This window comes from Pseudomonas sp. GW823-FHT06E10, assembly GCF_058794995.1.
On sequence record NZ_JBXAHJ010000007.1, the window covers coordinates 257,658 to 273,833 of the forward strand.

The 16,176-nt window shown below is 60.1% G+C and carries 16 protein-coding genes and 4 tRNA genes; 12 read left to right on the plus strand and 8 right to left on the minus strand.

Going from position 1 to position 16,176, the window contains the following annotated elements; genetic code table 11:
- Positions 1-143: 143 nt before the first annotated feature.
- The 7 genes from rluD (at position 144) to AC1Q6Y_RS14355 (ending at position 5,398) form a co-directional block, all read left to right on the plus strand.
- Positions 144-1,106 carry a 23S rRNA pseudouridine(1911/1915/1917) synthase RluD gene (gene rluD, locus AC1Q6Y_RS14325; protein ID WP_008052092.1) on the plus strand — a complete coding sequence of 321 codons (963 nt, stop codon included), beginning with the start codon at positions 144-146 and terminating at the stop codon, positions 1,104-1,106.
- Entirely contained in the window at positions 1,103-1,822 is a 720-nt protein-coding gene (gene pgeF, locus AC1Q6Y_RS14330; protein ID WP_492624719.1) for a peptidoglycan editing factor PgeF, read from the plus strand. The genes rluD and pgeF overlap by 4 nt, the downstream gene beginning before the upstream one ends.
- Before the next feature lie 296 nt (positions 1,823-2,118).
- On the plus strand, positions 2,119-4,683 hold the full coding sequence (gene clpB / locus AC1Q6Y_RS14335; protein ID WP_349736306.1) for an ATP-dependent chaperone ClpB: 2,565 nt from the start codon (positions 2,119-2,121) through the stop codon (positions 4,681-4,683).
- Positions 4,684-4,983: 300 nt separating this feature from the next.
- Positions 4,984-5,059: transfer RNA gene (locus AC1Q6Y_RS14340), tRNA-Asn, on the plus strand.
- A gap of 9 nt (positions 5,060-5,068) precedes the next feature.
- A tRNA-Pro gene (locus AC1Q6Y_RS14345) sits at positions 5,069-5,145 on the plus strand.
- A 5-nt stretch (positions 5,146-5,150) separates the two neighbouring features.
- Positions 5,151-5,226: transfer RNA gene (locus AC1Q6Y_RS14350), tRNA-Lys, on the plus strand.
- Positions 5,227-5,321: 95 nt separating this feature from the next.
- A tRNA-Pro gene (locus AC1Q6Y_RS14355) sits at positions 5,322-5,398 on the plus strand.
- A gap of 177 nt (positions 5,399-5,575) precedes the next feature.
- Here AC1Q6Y_RS14355 and AC1Q6Y_RS14360 read toward each other — a convergent pair.
- The 4 genes from AC1Q6Y_RS14360 to AC1Q6Y_RS14375 are packed head-to-tail and all read right to left on the minus strand — an operon-like array spanning position 5,576 to position 8,312.
- On the minus strand, positions 5,576-6,874 hold the full coding sequence (locus AC1Q6Y_RS14360) for an NAD(P)/FAD-dependent oxidoreductase (protein WP_090451465.1): 1,299 nt from the start codon (positions 6,872-6,874) through the stop codon (positions 5,576-5,578).
- 60 nt (positions 6,875-6,934) lie between these two features.
- A complete protein-coding gene (locus AC1Q6Y_RS14365) occupies positions 6,935-7,108 on the minus strand; it encodes a DUF3094 domain-containing protein (RefSeq protein WP_007970531.1) in 174 nt (57 codons plus the stop codon).
- 53 nt (positions 7,109-7,161) lie between these two features.
- Entirely contained in the window at positions 7,162-7,689 is a 528-nt protein-coding gene (locus AC1Q6Y_RS14370; RefSeq protein ID WP_057713255.1) for an MOSC domain-containing protein, read from the minus strand.
- Positions 7,686-8,312 carry a DUF1780 domain-containing protein gene (locus tag AC1Q6Y_RS14375; protein WP_007970534.1) on the minus strand — a complete coding sequence of 209 codons (627 nt, stop codon included), beginning with the start codon at positions 8,310-8,312 and terminating at the stop codon, positions 7,686-7,688. Before AC1Q6Y_RS14375 ends, AC1Q6Y_RS14370 begins: the two co-directional genes overlap by 4 nt.
- Before the next feature lie 219 nt (positions 8,313-8,531).
- On the opposite strand from AC1Q6Y_RS14375, the gene AC1Q6Y_RS14380 reads away from it, so the two are divergent.
- From AC1Q6Y_RS14380 to AC1Q6Y_RS14390, 3 genes are read left to right on the plus strand one after another with little or no spacing between them, the layout of a single operon-like run.
- On the plus strand, positions 8,532-9,875 hold the full coding sequence (locus tag AC1Q6Y_RS14380; protein ID WP_053162496.1) for an aromatic acid/H+ symport family MFS transporter: 1,344 nt from the start codon (positions 8,532-8,534) through the stop codon (positions 9,873-9,875).
- Positions 9,876-9,878: 3 nt separating this feature from the next.
- A complete protein-coding gene (locus AC1Q6Y_RS14385) occupies positions 9,879-11,099 on the plus strand; it encodes a benzoate/H(+) symporter BenE family transporter (protein WP_492624720.1) in 1,221 nt (406 codons plus the stop codon).
- Positions 11,100-11,115: 16 nt separating this feature from the next.
- Positions 11,116-12,384, plus strand: coding sequence for an OprD family porin (locus tag AC1Q6Y_RS14390; protein WP_492624721.1), 1,269 nt, complete (start codon positions 11,116-11,118; stop codon positions 12,382-12,384).
- A gap of 9 nt (positions 12,385-12,393) precedes the next feature.
- On the opposite strand, the gene AC1Q6Y_RS14395 is transcribed toward AC1Q6Y_RS14390, so the two are convergent.
- Complete coding sequence (locus AC1Q6Y_RS14395; protein ID WP_223500404.1) at positions 12,394-12,636, minus strand: DUF2790 domain-containing protein; 243 nt, start codon at positions 12,634-12,636, stop codon at positions 12,394-12,396.
- 121 nt (positions 12,637-12,757) lie between these two features.
- On the opposite strand from AC1Q6Y_RS14395, the gene AC1Q6Y_RS14400 reads away from it, so the two are divergent.
- Positions 12,758-13,690 carry a LysR family transcriptional regulator gene (locus AC1Q6Y_RS14400; protein ID WP_057713260.1) on the plus strand — a complete coding sequence of 311 codons (933 nt, stop codon included), beginning with the start codon at positions 12,758-12,760 and terminating at the stop codon, positions 13,688-13,690.
- 71 nt (positions 13,691-13,761) lie between these two features.
- A complete protein-coding gene (locus AC1Q6Y_RS14405; protein ID WP_007990394.1) occupies positions 13,762-14,451 on the plus strand; it encodes an energy-coupling factor ABC transporter permease in 690 nt (229 codons plus the stop codon).
- 35 nt (positions 14,452-14,486) lie between these two features.
- Here the strand turns inward: AC1Q6Y_RS14405 and yacG are convergent, their stop codons facing one another.
- The 3 genes from yacG to AC1Q6Y_RS14420 are packed head-to-tail and all read right to left on the minus strand — an operon-like array spanning position 14,487 to position 16,176.
- Positions 14,487-14,687, minus strand: coding sequence for a DNA gyrase inhibitor YacG (gene yacG, locus AC1Q6Y_RS14410; RefSeq protein WP_102672246.1), 201 nt, complete (start codon positions 14,685-14,687; stop codon positions 14,487-14,489).
- The gene (coaE, locus tag AC1Q6Y_RS14415; RefSeq protein WP_057713261.1) at positions 14,684-15,307 is read right to left on the minus strand and encodes a dephospho-CoA kinase; all 624 of its coding nucleotides are present in this window, start codon (positions 15,305-15,307) and stop codon (positions 14,684-14,686) included. Before coaE ends, yacG begins: the two co-directional genes overlap by 4 nt.
- Complete coding sequence (locus tag AC1Q6Y_RS14420) at positions 15,304-16,176, minus strand: prepilin peptidase (protein ID WP_057713262.1); 873 nt, start codon at positions 16,174-16,176, stop codon at positions 15,304-15,306. The genes coaE and AC1Q6Y_RS14420 overlap by 4 nt, the downstream gene beginning before the upstream one ends.

Sequence of the window (16,176 nt, forward strand, 5' to 3'; positions counted from 1 at the left end):
GCGTCCCTATGACGGCCGCTGTCTTGGGCGTGGCCGTCCTGTTATGATGAGCGCCCCGTTGAATAGCCTCGGGGCAAAAGACGCCGTATTTAACCACAAGCGCGCAGCCGAAACCAAAGGCTGTGCCGACGCCTAGTCTGAGCATGTCCGATAAAATTGAACTTCGCGCAGAGGTGCCGTCCGAATTGGGCGGCCAACGCCTCGATCAAGTCGCCGCACAATTATTCGCTGAGCACTCGCGCTCGCGCCTTTCCGCCTGGATCAAAGACGGCCGCCTGACTGTGGATGGGGCGGTTATCCGCCCGCGAGACATCGTCCACGGCGGCGCCATCCTTGAGCTGACTGCCGAGCAGGAAGCTCAGGGCGAATGGGTCGCTCAAGACATAGCCCTGGATATCGTCTATGAAGACGACGACATCCTGGTGATCAACAAGCCTGCGGGCCTGGTGGTGCACCCGGCTGCCGGTCATGCCGACGGCACCTTGCTCAATGCCTTGCTGCACCACGTGCCGGACATCATCAATGTGCCCCGCGCCGGTATCGTGCATCGCCTGGACAAGGACACCACCGGTCTGATGGTGGTGGCCAAGACCATTCAAGCGCAGACGCAGCTGGTTACACAGTTGCAGAGCCGCAGCGTCAGCCGGATCTACGAGTGCATCGTGATCGGTGTGGTGACAGCCGGTGGCAAGATCAACGCGCCGATCGGTCGTCACGGCCAGCAACGCCAGCGCATGGCCGTGATGGAGGGTGGCAAGCAAGCCGTCAGCCATTACCGCGTGCTCGAGCGCTTCCGCTCCCACACCCATGTGCGGGTGAAGCTGGAAACCGGTCGTACGCACCAGATTCGCGTGCACATGGCGCACATCAACTATCCGTTGGTCGGAGATCCTGCCTATGGCGGTCGTTTCCGTATTCCGCCGGCCGCCAACCCAACCATGGTCGAGTCGCTGAAAAACTTCCCGCGTCAGGCGCTGCATGCGCGTTTCCTGGAACTGGATCATCCGACCACCGGTCAGCGCATGAGCTGGGAATCGCCATTGCCGGAAGATTTCGTCTGGTTGCTGACCCTGCTCAAGCAAGACCGTGAGGCGTTCATCGGATGAGTGACTGGCTGATTCCTGACTGGCCCGCGCCGGCCGGGGTCAAAGCCTGTGTGACCACCCGTGCGGGCGGCGTCAGTGTGGCGCCGTTCGACAGCCTCAATCTCGGCGATCACGTCGACGACAGCCCTGAAGCTGTTGCCGAGAATCGCCGTCGTCTGACCGATCATTTCTCCATTCAACCGGCCTGGCTGCAGCAGGTCCACGGGATTGTCGTAGCCCATGCCAATCCAGGCCGGGTGGACACTGCCGATGCCAGTTGGACATCAACGCCGGGCGTCGCCTGCGCGGCGATGACCGCCGATTGCCTGCCTGCGCTGTTTTGCGACCGTGCCGGTACTCGCGTCGCGGCAGCTCATGCCGGTTGGCGCGGGTTGGCGGCGGGTGTGCTGGAAGCTACGCTCGACAGTCTGGCGGTACCGCCTGCCGAGGTATTGGTGTGGCTCGGTCCGGCCATTGGTCCACAAGCGTTTGAAGTTGGCTCCGAAGTGCGCGAAACCTTCGTGCAGCAACTGCCTCAAGCCGCAGAAGCCTTCGTGCCAAGTCAAAACCCCGACAAGTTCATGGCTGACATCTATATGCTGGCGCGTTTGCGTCTGGCGGCTCGCGGTGTAACGGCTGTCTATGGTGGCGGTTTCTGCACCGTGACCGATCCTCGCTTCTTTTCTTACCGCCGTGCGCCCCGCACTGGCCGATTCGCCTCCCTGATCTGGCTGTAGCGCCCTGTCTCACGAATACTGTTCCTCTTTGGCGGCGTCTGTTGCCGTCATGCTGCGTTGCCGCTCCTCGCCATAGCGGGCTATGACTCGTCGCGGCGCCTTGCCTGACGACAGCAGCCACTCGCCAAAGAGGAACAGTATTCGTAAGGCAGGGCGCGACCGCTAGACTTGCCTGACCTGCATCAACGTCCCGACGCTTGAAACTCCCAGAATCGACCACATCTATTGTGGTATCTGGCAGGTTTCTTCATTCAGGATGTTTTATAGGTCCGGCCTGCTCAAAAGGAAGGTGACCCATGCGTATAGACCGTTTAACCAGCAAATTGCAGTTAGCGTTGTCCGATGCCCAATCCCTGGCAGTCGGCCTCGATCATCCGGCCATCGAGCCGGCGCACTTGATGCAAGCCTTGCTCGAACAGCAGGGCGGTTCGATCAAGCCCCTGTTGATGCAGGTGGGCTTCGACGTCAACAGCCTGCGTAAAGAGCTGACCAAAGAGCTCGACCAGCTACCGAAAATCCAGAACCCGACCGGCGACGTGAACATGTCGCAGGATCTGGCGCGCCTGCTCAACCAGGCCGACCGTCTGGCCCAGCAGAAGGGCGACCAGTTCATCTCCAGCGAGCTGGTGCTGCTCGCCGCCATGGACGAGAACAGCAAGCTCGGCAAGCTGTTGCTCGGCCAGGGCGTGAGCAAGAAAGCCCTGGAAAATGCGATCAACAACCTGCGTGGCGGCGAAGCGGTAAACGACGCCAACCACGAAGAATCGCGTCAGGCGCTGGATAAATACACCGTCGACCTGACCAAGCGCGCCGAAGACGGCAAGCTCGACCCGGTGATCGGCCGTGACGATGAAATTCGCCGGACCATCCAGGTGCTGCAACGTCGTACCAAGAACAACCCGGTGCTGATCGGTGAGCCTGGCGTGGGTAAAACCGCCATCGCCGAAGGCCTGGCCCAGCGCATCATCAATGGCGAAGTGCCGGATGGCCTCAAGGGCAAGCGCCTGTTGTCCCTGGACATGGGGGCGCTGATCGCCGGGGCCAAGTATCGCGGTGAGTTCGAAGAACGCCTGAAATCCCTGCTCAATGAGCTGTCGAAGCAGGAAGGGCAGATCATCCTGTTCATCGACGAACTGCACACCATGGTCGGCGCCGGCAAGGGCGAAGGCTCGATGGATGCGGGCAACATGCTCAAGCCGGCCCTGGCCCGCGGTGAGCTGCACTGTGTGGGCGCCACCACGCTCAACGAGTACCGCCAATACATTGAGAAGGACGCCGCTCTCGAGCGACGTTTCCAGAAAGTGCTGGTGGACGAGCCGAGCGAAGAAGACACCATCGCCATCCTGCGTGGTCTCAAGGAGCGTTATGAGGTTCACCACAAGGTGGCGATTACCGACGGTGCGATCATTGCCGCGGCCAAGCTCAGCCATCGCTACATCACTGACCGGCAGTTGCCGGACAAGGCCATCGACCTGATCGATGAAGCCGCCAGCCGCATCCGCATGGAGATCGACTCCAAGCCGGAAGTGCTGGACCGTCTGGAGCGTCGCCTGATTCAGTTGAAGGTGGAATCCCAGGCGCTGAAGAAAGAAAGCGACGACGCGGCGAAGAAGCGTCTGGAAAAATTGCAGGAAGAAATCGCTAGGCATGAGCGTGAGTACTCGGATCTCGAAGAAATCTGGAACTCGGAAAAAGCCGAAGTGCAGGGTTCTGCGCAGATCCAGCAGAAAATCGAGCAGTCCCGTCAGGAGCTGGAAACGGCCCGCCGCAAAGGCGACCTGAACCGCATGGCGGAGTTGCAGTACGGGGTGATCCCGGACCTGGAACGCAGCCTGCAAATGGTCGACCAGCATGGCAAACCCGAAAACCAGCTGCTGCGCAGCAAGGTGACTGAGGAAGAGATCGCCGAAGTCGTTTCGAAGTGGACCGGTATTCCAGTGTCGAAAATGCTCGAAGGCGAGCGCGAAAAACTGATGAAGATGGAAAGCCTGTTGCACCAGCGTGTGATCGGCCAGGACGAAGCGGTCGTTGCGGTTTCCAATGCGGTGCGGCGTTCCCGCGCCGGGTTGTCCGACCCGAACCGGCCAAGCGGCTCGTTCATGTTCCTCGGCCCGACCGGTGTCGGTAAAACCGAGCTGTGCAAGGCCCTGGCCGAATTCCTCTTTGATACTGAAGAGGCGATGGTGCGGATCGACATGTCCGAGTTCATGGAGAAACATTCCGTGGCTCGCTTGATCGGTGCGCCACCAGGCTATGTGGGCTACGAAGAGGGCGGTTACCTGACCGAGGCCGTTCGTCGCAAGCCGTATTCGGTGATCCTCATGGACGAAGTCGAGAAGGCGCACCCGGATGTGTTCAACATCTTGCTGCAAGTGCTCGAAGACGGTCGTCTGACCGACAGCCATGGCCGCACGGTGGATTTCAAGAACACCGTGATTGTCATGACTTCCAACCTGGGGTCGGTGCAGATCCAGGAACTGGTCGGTGATCGTGAGGCGCAGCGTGCAGCGGTGATGGATGCGATTTCCAGCCACTTCCGGCCGGAGTTCATCAACCGGGTCGACGAAGTGGTGATCTTCGAGCCGTTGGCGCGGGATCAGATCGCCGGCATTACCGAGATCCAGCTGGGCCGCCTGCGCAGCCGCCTGACCGAGCGGGAACTGAAGCTTGAGCTCAGCCCTGAGGCGATGGACAAGCTGATCGCGGTCGGTTACGACCCGGTATATGGCGCACGGCCGCTCAAGCGCGCTATCCAGCGCTGGATCGAGAACCCGCTGGCGCAGTTGATCCTGTCCGGTCGATTCATGCCGGGCGATACCGCTCACGGTGTGGTGGAAAACGACGAAATCGTCTTCGTCTGATCCAGATCGGCAACAAAATTGAAAAGGCCTCGCATTGCGAGGCCTTTTTTTCGTTAGGCTGTTGAACTCAAAGGAAAAGGCTTGTAAAGTGCGCCCCGCAGTAAGTCACCCGCCAGGGTTTCCGCTCCCCAAGCAGGAATCCAAAATAAGTTGCAAATCATTAACTTGAAAGCAATTTAGGGGGTTGACAGAGGTGCTGAAGATTGTAGAATAGCGCGCCTCAGACACACGAACGCAGCGATGCGAACGGGTTGAAGAGAACGCAGTAAAGCTTCAAAGTTGTAAATTGAAATGTGTAGTTCCGTGATAGCTCAGTCGGTAGAGCAAATGACTGTTAATCATTGGGTCCCAGGTTCGAGTCCTGGTCACGGAGCCAATTTCAAACCGGGGTATAGCGCAGTCCGGTAGCGCGCCTGCTTTGGGAGCAGGATGTCAGGAGTTCGAATCCCCTTACCCCGACCATTTTTGGGTCGTTAGCTCAGTTGGTAGAGCAGTTGGCTTTTAACCAATTGGTCGTAGGTTCGAATCCCACACGACCCACCATTTTTGAAACCAGTTAGCGCTGGAATCGAATCTTAAGATCAGAGGCCAAAAGCGCTGATCGAAGAAGGCGCCTTTCAAAGGTGCCTTTTTTTTACCGGGGTATAGCGCAGTCCGGTAGCGCGCCTGCTTTGGGAGCAGGATGTCAGGAGTTCGAATCCCCTTACCCCGACCATATTAAAAATCCTCGTATCGAAAGATACGGGGATTTTTTTTGTCCGCAGGAAACTCAAGAACGCCGCAAAATCAGTGTGGGAACGAGCTTGCTCGCGATGACGGCCTGACATTCAACACATGTACTGAATGCCAGACCGCTATCGCGAGCAAGCTCGCTCCCACAGTGGTTGAGGTGTTAGTGCAACTTGAGGCGCGGCTCGGTGCCGCGACCGATCTTGCTGCCCAGCATCAGCATCGCCGTGCGGAACGGCCCGTACAGCGCCATCTGGTGCATGCGGTACAGCGACACGTAGAACATCCGCGCCAGCCAGCCTTCGAGCATCACGCTGCCGGTGAGGTTGCCCATCAAGTTACCCACAGCCGAAAAACGCGACAGCGAGATCAGCGAGCCGTAGTCGGTGTACTTGTACTCCGGCAACGCCTTGCCTTCGATGCGCAGTTTCAACGATTTGGCCAGCAGCGAAGCCTGTTGGTGAGCGGCCTGGGCGCGTGGCGGCACATTGCGGTCGCTACCCGGTTGCGGGCAGGCGGCGCAATCACCGAACGCGAAGATGTTTTCGTCACGGGTGGTTTGCAGGGTCGGCAGCACTTGCAGCTGATTGATGCGGTTGGTTTCCAGGCCATCGATGTCCTTGAGGAAACCCGGTGCGCGAATCCCCGCGGCCCAGACTTTCAGGCTGGCCTTGATTTCGTTGCCGTCGGCGGTGATCAGGCTGTCGGCCGTCACTTCGCTGACAGCGGCATTGGTCATGACGTTGACCCCGAGTTTCTCCAGGGTTTTATGCACAGGCCCGCCAATGCGCTCCGGCAGCGCCGGCAGCACCCGTGGACCGGCTTCGATCAGGGTGATGTGCATGTTTTCCGGTTTGATCCGGTCCAGACCATAGGCTGCCAATTCGTGGGCGGCGTTGTGCAGTTCTGCGGCCAGTTCGACCCCGGTGGCACCGGCGCCGACGATGGCCACGCTGATTTGCTCGATCGTGTCGGTCTGACCGGCGTGCGCGCGCAAATAGTGATTGAGCAGTTGCTGGTGGAAACGCTCGGCCTGTTTGCGGGTGTCGAGGAACAGGCAGTGTTGCGCCGCGCCCTGGGTGCCGAAATCGTTGGTGGTACTGCCGACGGAAATCACCAGCGAGTCGTAAGGCACTTCGCGGGCCGGCACCAGCTCCAGACCGGCTTCGTCGTAGGTGGCGGCCAGCTGGATTTTTTTCTTCGCGCGATCGAGCCCGCTCATGCGCCCCAGCTGGAACTCGAAGTGGTTCCATTTGGCCTGGGCGACATAGTTGAGTTCGTCTTCGGATGAGTTCAGGGAACCGGCCGCCACTTCGTGCAACAACGGTTTCCAGATGTGGGTCAGGTTCGCGTCGACCAGCATCACGCTGGCCGTACCGCGCTTGCCCAGAGTCTTACCCAGACGGGTAGCCAACTCCAGACCGCCGGCGCCGCCGCCGACAATGACAATACGATGGGACATGGGGATAACTCGCAAGGCTAAAGGAAATCGGTGCAATTACCCGAGCGAGCGCAAGGCAGCTCATAGCGTCAGGTAACTGATAAGTCGGCTCAACAGGCCCAGACCAATGGTCACTGCCAATACCAGCACCAGGAGCATCCACGGCCGAAAAGGCCGACGCTCGACTTGGTGCTGGGACAACTGCAGGTACTCTTCGACATGCTTTTGGTCGTCGGGGTTCAGGCGGCTGGTCATATCGGGCCTCGTCAGGAGTAGACGTTGCTGAATGTGTAGAAGCTACAGTGTTTTTACCCAGGGTTGAACGCAGCATAGCCGCTGTCCGGAATGGGTTCGACGCTAACGATGTCGTCCAGGCGAATGATGCCACTTTGTAACACCCGGGCAGTGATTCCGCCATGTCCGCGCACGGCCTGAAAGGTGCCGATGCCCAGGTTGCTTTCCAGGCGCGCGCAGGGCTGGCACCAGCCGGTGGTTTCGAACGTTGCCTGGCCGATCCGGAAGCGGCGGCCCTTGAGGCTGAACAGATTGATGCCACTGATAACGAGATTGCGCCGCAGATCTTCAGGCCGGACCGGATGATCCTGTGCTCGCCCCATCAGTGAACTGATCACCGCCAGGTGCTCCCACTGAATCAGCGTTACCTGCCGCGCATTGCGCACGCCGGGGCGGGCGTGGTCGCCGGTCAGGCCGGCCTCCAGGCGCGCTTCCACGGCATCGAGTTCAAGCATCGCCGAACGTGATTGCGGGCGCACGCCGATCCAGCGTACACGCCCCTGTTGTGGCACCTCGGCGATCAGCTCCTGCAGCGGGCTCACAGACTGATCCCGACGTCGAACACAATGCTGCGCCCCAGGTTGCTGCGCAAGAAGTCCGGCGCATCCGGGTGAGCGAACAGCACGCGGGCGAATGTCGGCCCAACCAATGACAGCGAGCGCCAGCCCTGGCGCAGGTATTCGGTCGGCGGCGGGAAATGGCTGTTGAGGTCCAGTACTTCGCGTTTGAGGCTGGCGAAGGCAATGATGTCCAGCTCACCCAGATCCATGCCGCGCTCTTTGTAGTTGTGCGCTTTTTTGCGCAAGGTCGGCGCCAATCGCAGCAAGAACTCGTTGGCGGGGATGCGTCGTGGCTTGGCCTCGCGGCGCACCAGTTGGCTCAGGGAAAACGCGCTGCGTCGGCGTTGCAATTCGTCGCGCCATTCATCGTTGAGGCGCCGGCCCTCGTCGAGCACGAAGAACACCTCGAAACTGGCATCGCGAAACAACACATCCGGCGGCTCCCCGGCGGGGGCGAACTCATCGGCGCGATAGGGAATGTTCAAGCCTTGCAGCAGGCGCTGGCAGACCCAACGCTCACGCTCCCACTTGCGGGCATTGGACAGGAACGCGTTGGCTTGCTCGGCCGCGATGGTCAGCAGGCGTAAGTAATCTGAGTCATCCATAGGCCCAAGCTTAGCGTTCAAATGTGATCGCAAAGAAGACAATTTGTCGGAGAGGGTCAATGCCTCCCGCTCCCATGCCCGTTTCAGGGCCCTGCACAAAATGGATAGTGGTCTGCGCGCACTGGATATTGCCACGTATCGGGCGGCTCTACCCTCGGCTGTACGGACGTAAGCCGTGTTACCGCCGCTCTAAAAAAACAACAACAAGAGATATATGCCATGCGCAAGATCGACGTACATGAGGTTATCGACAACGCTCGTTTCAACCGCTTTCACTGGATGGTGCTGTTCTGGTGTGCCCTGATCATCATCTTCGACGGTTACGATCTGGTGATCTACGGCGTGGTCTTGCCGATGCTGATGAAAGAGTGGGGGCTCAGTCCTCTGCAAGCCGGTGCACTGGGCAGTTATGCACTGTTCGGCATGATGTTCGGTGCGCTGTTCTTCGGTCCGCTGTCGGACAGGATCGGTCGCAAAAAAGCCATCACGATCTGCGTGATGCTCTTCAGTGGCTTCACCGTGCTCAATGGTTTCGCCCGAAACCCCACCGAGTTCGGCCTCTGTCGCTTCATTGCCGGGCTCGGCATTGGCGGCGTGATGCCTAACGTCGTGGCACTGATGAACGAGTACGCGCCGAAAAAAATCCGCAGCACTCTGGTCGCGATCATGTTCAGCGGTTACTCGGTGGGCGGCATGCTGTCCGCCGGACTGGGCATTGTGCTGATCCCGAGTTTCGGCTGGCAGTCGGTGTTTTACGTGGCGGTCCTGCCGTTGCTGTTGTTGCCGCTGATCATGTATTTCCTGCCCGAATCGGTGGGCTTCATGTTGCGTCAGGGGCGTAATGAAGAGGCGCGCAATATTCTTCAACGCATCGATCCGGCCTACGTCGCGCAAACCTCTGATCAATTGCACATGGCCGAAGTGAAAGGCACGGGCACCCCGGTGTTGCAGTTGTTCCGTGAAGGCCGTGCGCTGCGCACGCTGATGCTGTGGCTGGCGTTTTTCTGCTGCCTGTTGATGGTGTACGCGCTGAGTTCCTGGCTGCCGAAACTGATGGCCAACGCCGGTTACAGCCTGGGTTCGAGCCTGTCGTTCCTGCTGGTGTTGAACTTCGGGGCGATCTTCGGCGCGGTCGGTGGCGGGGTGCTGGGCGACAAACTCAATCTGCCGAGAGTGCTGGCGGTGTTTTTCGCCATGGCGGCGGTGTCGATCACGCTGTTGGGCTTCAACAGCCCGATGCCGGTGTTGTACTTGCTGATCGCCATTGCGGGTGCCACCACCATTGGCTCGCAGATTCTTTTGTACGCCTGTGCCGCGCAGTTTTACTCCATGACGATTCGGTCTACCGGTCTGGGCTGGGCGTCGGGCATTGGGCGCAACGGGGCCATCGTCGGTCCGCTGCTGGGTGGTGCCTTGCTCGGGATCAGCTTGCCCCTGCAACTGAACTTCATGGCGTTTGCCCTGCCCGGTGCGGTGGCGGCCCTGGCCATGACCGTGTTCGCCATCAGCAGCCGACGCAGCGCTGCGGGCGTCAACCCAGCGTTGTCAGCGACCGGTGCCTGAATCATGAAAGCGTTTTTCCAGGACTTCTCGTTGTCAGCCGCCGTGTCTGGATTCATTGCCACGGTGATTTCCTACGCCGGCCCGTTGGTGATCATCTTTCAGGCGGCAGAAGCGGCACATCTTTCGCGGGAAGTGTTGTCGTCCTGGATCTGGGCGATCTCCATCGGCAGCGCCGTGCTCGGCATCGGCTTGAGCCTGCGCTTCCGCGTTCCGGTGATCATCGCCTGGTCGGCGCCGGGCTCGGCGTTGCTGGTGACGCTGTTGCCGGACATCTCCATGGCAGAGGCCGTGGGGGCGTATCTGGTCAGCAGCCTGATCATTTTCGTGGTTGGCATCTCGGGCGCTTTCGACCGGATCATCAGCAAGCTGCCCGCCGCCATCGCGGCGGCGATGCTGGCGGGGATCCTGTTCAGTTTCGGCACTGGCTTGTTCGTGTCGATGCAGCGCAAGCCGTTGCTGGTCCTGGCGATGTTTGCCTGCTACCTGATCTGCAAGCGTGTGATGCCGCGTTATGCGGTGATGATGGTGCTGCTGATGGGCTGTTCGATTGCCGCGTTCACCGGTGATTTGCATCGTGACGCGCTGGTGATCGGCCTGGCCACGCCGGTATGGATCACGCCCGAGTTCAGCCTGGGCGCGATCCTGAACATCGCCTTGCCGCTGGTGATGGTGGCGCTGACCGGTCAGTTCGTACCCGGCATGGCGGTGCTGCGCGCCAGTGGCTATCCGACGCCAGCGAGCCCGATCATCGCCAGTAGCGCGCTGGGCACGGCATTGCTGGCGCCGTTTGGTTGCCATGGGCTGAATCTGGCGGCGATCACCGCGGCGATCTGCACCGGTCGCGAAGCTCACGAAGATCCTCGCAAACGCTACGTGGCCGGGGTCGTCGGCGGCCTGTGCTACCTGCTGCTGGGGATCTTCGGCGCCACGCTGGTCTCGCTGTTTTCAGCGTTCCCCAAAGAGTTGATCGCGGCGCTGGCCGGGCTGGCCCTGTTCGCCGCCATTGCCGGCGCGTTGACCGGCGCGATGGCAGTACCAAGCGATCGCGAAGCCGCGCTGGTGACCTTTCTGGTCACGGCTTCGGGCATGTCGTTGTTCGGGTTGTCCGCGGCGTTCTGGGGGCTGATTTTCGGCATGGTCACCCATGTGCTGTTGGGCGCTCGTCGTCCCGTTCCCCTTCGCAAATCCACTGCAACTGAAGTCCTTCAATCAGTCGATCAATAACAATAAGAGAAAAACGATGAAACAGATTCTCCCAACAACCGGTTCGGCGTTGTCCCTGGCTGTCGTCTCGGGTTTTTCCACGGGTGCGATGGCAGCTGAAACCGGCTTTATCGAAGACACCAGCGCGACGTTGCAGGCGCGCAATTACTACTTCAGCCGCGACTATTCCGACATCGTCGGCGCCAACCAGCAATCGAAGGCTGAAGAGTGGGCCCAGGGTTTCATCCTCAACGTGAAGTCAGGATACACCCAAGGCACCGTCGGGTTTGGGGTGGACGTCATCGGCTTGCTCGGTCTCAAGCTCGACAGCGCTCCGGACCGGACCAATACCGGTTTGTTGCCGGTGCAGGACGACGGCCGCGCTGCAGACAACTACAGCCGTCTGGAAGGCGCGTTGAAGATGCGCTACTCCAAAACCGAGCTGAAAGTCGGTGAGTTGCAACCCAACCTGCCGGTGTTGGCATTCAGCGATATTCGCCTGCTGCCACCGAGTTATCAGGGCGCAAGCATCACCTCCAACGAGATCAAAGGCCTGACTGTGCAGGGTGGTCACTTGAGTTCAACCAGCCTGCGCAACGAGGCTGGCGACGAAAAGATGCAAGCGATGCTGGGTCACGTGCCGCAGCGTCAGGTCAGCAGTGACGGTTTCAATTTTGCCGGCGCTGACTATGTCTTCAACGACAAGCGCAGCTCGGCCAGTGCCTGGTACGGGCAACTGGAAGATATCTACAACCAGCGTTTTCTGGGTTTAAAGCACAGTGAGCCGGTGGGCGACTGGATCCTCGGCGCCAACCTCGGTTACTACGATTCGCGCGAGGACGGCAAAAAACTGCTGGGCAACATCGACAACCAGGCGTTCTTCTCGTTGCTATCGGCCAAGCGTGGCGGCCATACGTTTTACGTCGGCTATCAGGGCATGTTCGGCGACAGTGCATTTCCACGGGTATTTGCCAACATCTCGCCACTGGGCAACGAGGTGCCGACCTACGAGTTCGCCTTCACCGATGAGCGTTCCTGGCAGGCGCGTTACGACTACGACTTCGCGGCGCTCGGCGTACCGGGGCTGACCAGCACCGTGCGCTACATCAGCGGCAACAATGTCGATACCGGCAAGGGCTATGAAGGCAAGGATCGCGAGCGTGACCTCGACATCGGCTATGTGTTGCAGAGCGGTAGCCTCAAAGGCCTTGGCATCCGTGTGCGCAACGCGATGGCGCGCTCCAACTACCGCAGTGATATCGACGAGAACCGCTTGATCCTCAGCTACACGTGGACCTTGCTGTGAGCCAGGTGATCACAGGTTGCTGGTGCAATCACCCATGACGTTGTAGGTCACACGGTGGGTCTGGCCTTGATGATCGACATACACCATGGTCGCCGGTACGACCCCGCACGCTGTCGCGGTGTTCGACACAGAAACCACGCTGGCGATGTCCAGTGGCTGCGCCGGGTTGTAAAGGACTGCGAGGGGCTCGTTGTCAGCGGCCATGGCCGAGGTGGCGATGACGGTCAGCAACAGGCTGATCAACGTTTTCATGTTGGCGTGCTCCGTGTCGGTTTTGATGTCTGAATTTTAGTCTTTGCCACTGACGGATAAAGGGGCGAACGGTGGATGCAGCCTTACATAAAACGTAACAGTCATCGCCCGAGGGGGGCTTATGGATGTGCTTAACAACTTGCGCGTATTCATCCGGGTGGTGGACTGCGCCAGTTTCACCGGGGCTGCCGATGCGCTGGATCTGTCGACCGCGCAGGTATCCCGATTGGTGGCGGATCTGGAGGAACATGTACAGGCGCGGCTGCTGCAACGCACCACGCGGCGCTTGAGCCTGACCGACGCCGGCGAGCGCTTCCTGCTGCGCAGCCGGCAAATCGTCGAAGCCATGGATGAGGCGACGGCCGAGGCCCGTGGCGCTCATATCAATCCGGCCGGACGCCTGCGGGTGCACAGCATGAACGGCCTGGGTGTGCTGCTCACGCCGTTGATCGCCCGCTACAGCGAGCTTTATCCCGATGTAGTGTTCGAGCTGACCTTGTCGCAGCGCAATCCCGATCCGCTGGAGGAGGGGCACGATGTGGTGATTTCGATCGCTCCGGAACTTGCCGATTCGCAAATGGTTGCGCAAGCCATCGGGCAGATCTACAGCGTGCCCTGTGCCTCCCCGGCCTATCTGCGACGCCGGGGTGTGCCGCAGCAGCCGCTGGCGCTGAGCGATCATCAGTGCCTGCGCATGCTCGACCCGCTGTACGGCGATCAATGGCTTTTCCAGGACCAGGACGGCGAGCACGCCGTCAGCCCGGCCAAGACCTTTCAGTGCAATGTTGCCGAGTCGATGGTCAAGGCTTCGGAGGCGGGCATGGGCATCAGCCTGCTGCCGTTCTACACCGCGACGCGGCCCTTGAGCGACGGTACTTTGCTGCGTGTGTTACCTGCATGGCGCCTGCGCGAACGCAATGTGTATGCGCTGTATCCTTCGCGACGCTTTCTCGATGCCAAGGTCCGCACCTGGGTGGACTTTCTCAAGTCTGAGCTACCGAAGCTGTTCGCCGAACATGACGCGGTGATGAACGATCCGCGGCATTGGGCTTGAAGTCGAAGGGCATGCGGGCGGCAGTGTAGACTGAGTGCCTGTTGTTCTTCGCCTGGGAGGCGCACGTAGCCATGATCGGTGCAGAGTTGCTGTCATCGCAAACCCTTGCGGTCGGCTGGCTGATCTATGTGCCGGTGTTGATCTGGGCGATCTGTCGCGCGCCGTGGGTTGAACTGTTCACCGACAGCCGTCGTCAGCATCTGCTGTTTGGAACGGTGTTTGCGCTGTTTCTGTTGTGGCTGGTGCGGCGCGACTTTGATACCGGCGTGTCTTACCACTTCATCGGCATGACCGCAGTGACGCTACTGCTGGACTGGCCGCTGGCGCTGGTGGGGGGCCTGGTGGCGCAAACGGGGCTGGTGTTGCTCGGGCGACAGGACCTGGCGGCGGTCGGGGTCAATGGCGCGCTGTTGATCGCGTTGCCGGTGCTGGTCACCGAGTGCTGCGCCATTCTGGTGGAGAGGGCGCAGCCACGAAATCCCTTCGTGTATATCTTCGTTTCCGGATTTTTTGCCGCAGCGCTGTCGGCGTTGCTGTGTCTGCTACTGGCGCTTTGGTTGTTATGGTTCGACGAGCGTTTTGCCATGCCGTACTGGCTGGAAGATTTTGTCGGATATCTATGGCTGATCATTTTTCCCGAAGCGTTTATCAACGGCATGATCGTCAGTGCGCTGGTCGTGTTTTGTCCGGAGTGGCTTGAGACGTTCAACCGCACGCGCTACCTCTCGGCTCCCTGGAAGGACGACGATCCCAAGTCCTGATCCGCATCAAAACCTGGAATCGCCCACTCGATGGATCAATGGCGCGGGTCGAAGTCACCGCTGAACATCTCGTCCTCGGCATCGGGTGCCACTGGAATCTTGTGTTCTTCGGACGCCCAGGCACCCAGGTCGATCAGTTTGCAGCGGTCGGAGCAGAATGGCCGGAATTTGCTCTCGGCGGTCCATTCCACGGGGGCGCCACAGGTTGGGCAGTCGACGGTTGTTGGTTGGCTCATGACTGGCCTCCACGCAAAGAAAGATAAAAGTGATGCAGGCGTTCGACCTCGCTGTGCAGCCAGGCAAGGTCGCGGTCGTTGACCACGACGTCGTCGGCATGGTTCACGCGATCCTGGCGGCTGGACTGGGCCTTGAGGATCGCCTGGACTTGCTGCTCGCTGGTCTGGTCACGTTGCAGGGTACGTTCGATCTGCAATTGTTCGGGCGCATCGATCACCAGCACCCGTTGGGTCATGGCGTATTGCCCGGACTCGATCAGCAGCGGCGAAACCAGAATCGCATAAGGTGATTTTGCCAGCGCCAGGTGGTGAGCGATTTCTTCGCCGATCAGCGGATGCAGGAGGGCCTCCAGCCAGCGGCGTTCTTCTGGCACTTCGAAGATCAATTTGCGTAGCGCGGCGCGGTCCAGTTGCCCGTCGGCCTGCAGCACGCCGGGGCCGAAGTGTTCGGCGATTTGTGCCAGTGCCGGGCGGCCGGGTTCAACGACCCAGCGAGCGGCATGATCGGCGTCGACCACATGCACGCCCAGATCGATGAAGTGTTGGGCGGCCGCACTTTTGCCGCTACCGATGCCACCGGTCAGGCCGAGAATCCAGGGTTTTTCCACAGGGCTATTCATTTCAAACCGACAAACTGCCAATAGAGGTCGGTTATTTGACCACCCCAGAGCAACGCAATCCAGCCGGCAATGGCCAGATAGGGACCGAAAGGGATCGGCGTCGAGGTTTTTGCATTGCGCCAGCGCAGCAGCATCAGCCCGATAATGGCCCCCACCAGCGAGGACAGCAGGATGGTCAGCGGCAAAATCTGCCAGCCACCCCAGGCGCCCAGCATCGCCAGCAACTTGAAATCACCGTAGCCCATGCCGTCCTTGCCCGTGATCAGCTTGAACAGCCAGAACACCGACCACAGCAGGCTGTAGCCGGCTATCGCCCCCCAAAGCGCCTCGTGCAACGACACGAACAGGCCGAAACTGTTGACGATCAACCCCAGCCATATCAACGGCAGCACCAGTACGTCCGGCAATATCTGATGCTCGGCGTCGATCAGGCTCATCGCCAGCAAACCCCAGCTCAGGACCAGCATCAGGCAGGCGGGCCAACCGAAGCCGAAGTGCCAGGCAACAAACGCCGACAACAGGCCGCAGGCCAGTTCGGTCAACGGATAGCGGGGGCTGATCGCTGCCGCACAGGCTGAGCAGCGGCCGCGCAAAAACACATAACTGAGCAGCGGGATGTTTTCCCAGGCGCGGATTCGGTGACCGCAGTTCGGGCACTGGGAGTGGGGCAGCAACAGGTTGTAGGTCGGCAGCGGCGTTTCGCCTGGCAGCCCGAGAATGTCATGGGCCTGCTCGCGCCAGTCGCGTTCGAGCATTTTTGGCAGGCGCCAGATCACGACATTGAGGAAGCTGCCGACCAGCAGGCCGGTGATGCCTGCGAGAAGGACAAAGGCCAGCGCAGATTGAGTCAGGATTTCATTCAAGGGCAT

Excerpts from the sequence above, each read along its gene's own strand:
- pgeF (WP_492624719.1), top strand. The coding sequence starts at position 1,103 with ATGAGTGACTGGCTGATTCCTGACTGGCCCGCGCCGGCCGGGGTCAAA.
- AC1Q6Y_RS14395 (WP_223500404.1), bottom strand. The coding sequence starts at position 12,636 with ATGAAAACGTTGATCAGCCTGTTGCTGACCGTCATCGCCACCTCGGCC.
- AC1Q6Y_RS14365 (WP_007970531.1), bottom strand. The coding sequence starts at position 7,108 with ATGACCAGCCGCCTGAACCCCGACGACCAAAAGCATGTCGAAGAGTAC.
- rluD (WP_008052092.1), top strand. The coding sequence starts at position 144 with ATGTCCGATAAAATTGAACTTCGCGCAGAGGTGCCGTCCGAATTGGGC.
- AC1Q6Y_RS14390 (WP_492624721.1), top strand. The coding sequence starts at position 11,116 with ATGAAACAGATTCTCCCAACAACCGGTTCGGCGTTGTCCCTGGCTGTC.
- AC1Q6Y_RS14385 (WP_492624720.1), top strand. The coding sequence starts at position 9,879 with ATGAAAGCGTTTTTCCAGGACTTCTCGTTGTCAGCCGCCGTGTCTGGA.
- AC1Q6Y_RS14400 (WP_057713260.1), top strand. The coding sequence starts at position 12,758 with ATGGATGTGCTTAACAACTTGCGCGTATTCATCCGGGTGGTGGACTGC.
- AC1Q6Y_RS14420 (WP_057713262.1), bottom strand. The coding sequence starts at position 16,176 with ATGCCCTTGAATGAAATCCTGACTCAATCTGCGCTGGCCTTTGTCCTT.
- AC1Q6Y_RS14360 (WP_090451465.1), bottom strand. The coding sequence starts at position 6,874 with ATGTCCCATCGTATTGTCATTGTCGGCGGCGGCGCCGGCGGTCTGGAG.
- AC1Q6Y_RS14380 (WP_053162496.1), top strand. The coding sequence starts at position 8,532 with ATGCGCAAGATCGACGTACATGAGGTTATCGACAACGCTCGTTTCAAC.
- clpB (WP_349736306.1), top strand. The coding sequence starts at position 2,119 with ATGCGTATAGACCGTTTAACCAGCAAATTGCAGTTAGCGTTGTCCGAT.
- yacG (WP_102672246.1), bottom strand. The coding sequence starts at position 14,687 with ATGAGCCAACCAACAACCGTCGACTGCCCAACCTGTGGCGCCCCCGTG.
- coaE (WP_057713261.1), bottom strand. The coding sequence starts at position 15,307 with ATGAATAGCCCTGTGGAAAAACCCTGGATTCTCGGCCTGACCGGTGGC.
- AC1Q6Y_RS14375 (WP_007970534.1), bottom strand. The coding sequence starts at position 8,312 with ATGGATGACTCAGATTACTTACGCCTGCTGACCATCGCGGCCGAGCAA.
- AC1Q6Y_RS14405 (WP_007990394.1), top strand. The coding sequence starts at position 13,762 with ATGATCGGTGCAGAGTTGCTGTCATCGCAAACCCTTGCGGTCGGCTGG.